The sequence below is a fragment of the Methylosinus sp. DMC45 genome (assembly GCF_056313885.1).
Genome location: NZ_JBQUZK010000040.1, coordinates 1 through 1,077, shown reverse-complemented (window position 1 = coordinate 1,077; position 1,077 = coordinate 1). Strand labels below are relative to the sequence as shown.

Sequence of the window (1,077 nt, the reverse complement as noted above, 5' to 3'; positions counted from 1 at the left end):
TGTCGCGGAAAATGAACCTCGCGCTTTGGAGCAAAGAGTTCTTCTTCGAACTCTTTGCTTATATGCGATAGCCCTGCGGTCCTCGGCGATGCAGAGATCCCTTACCGTGTGGTCGAGCTGACCGCGTCGGCCGACGTGAAGCGGGTGAATTTCATCATGCCCCAGATGGGCGAGTTCGATGGCGAAACTCGGCGATAGACACTCGTCGATGAACAATCGCATTCGCTCACGCCGCCGGCCGTCGCGAGACGTTTGGAGGGCGACCGGAAAGCGGATGCGATTTGGCGAACAGGAGCGCCGCTTCGAGGGCTTCGCGGGGCAGATCCGGATTTTCGGCGACGATGTCGTCCATACTGTCGCCGTGCTCAAGGCGAGCCTCGATGGAATGCACCGTGAGGCGCGTGCCTTTAATAACAGGCAGTCCTCCTTTGATGCCAGGGACCCTGTCGATCCACGTCGCCCGCGCTCTCAGATACCGATCGGTGCGCTCGAGCGCCTCGCCTGCGAGTTCCCCGATATCGGCCGTTACCGATGGCGCGATTTCGACCTGCGCGGTCTTCAGGCACGATAGCTCATGGCTTTTGAGAGCCTTTATCAATTTCCGCTTGCCTGCGATCGTCAGCGTCACGTCACCGGTCAGTCGACTGACCAACGTGACGTAGGCGACGCTTTCCACGCCGAGGAAGCGGCGCGGGCCCATCGCCTTGCCGGAGCGCGGGGCGGAAATTTTACTAGTATGAACGGGCAGGACTTTTTCCTCGATCGCCTTTTCGATGGCCCGTTTGGGTACGCCGGCGAGTTCGGCGACTTCGCGCGGCGCCAGATCGCCTGCAGTACGGCTCATGCTCGCCTCTAAATTGGTTCCTTGTTAGGGATAGGTTATATGATGGAGTGAGAAAATCCAATGTCGAGATTCGACACCGCGCTTCCGAGCAAAAGAACCAGTGGTTTTTTGTCGTCCCACAGCTCTGATGAGATTCAGCTCAAACCAATCGCATTTGGCGATGTCACATAAACTCGATACAGGCGCATTGACGCCACGCAGGCTGATTTCAAGCGGCCGTCGTCACGGACTTC

General features: G+C 58.1%; 2 protein-coding genes. Both read right to left on the bottom strand.

Features of this window, described 5'->3' with window-relative positions; all coding sequences use genetic code 11:
- The coding region (locus tag ACT53T_RS11870) for a DUF5615 family PIN-like protein (RefSeq protein WP_476161350.1) at positions 1–222 on the bottom strand (222 nt) is incomplete at its 3' end.
- A 4-nt stretch (positions 223–226) separates the two neighbouring features.
- Positions 227–844, bottom strand: a complete 618-nt coding sequence (locus ACT53T_RS11865; RefSeq protein ID WP_476161349.1) for a DUF433 domain-containing protein — start codon at positions 842–844, stop codon at positions 227–229.
- Positions 845–1,077 lie beyond the last annotated feature (233 nt).

Coding starts and splice junctions, on each gene's coding strand:
- ACT53T_RS11865 (WP_476161349.1), bottom strand. CDS start 844: ATGAGCCGTACTGCAGGCGATCTGGCGCCGCGCGAAGTCGCCGAACTC.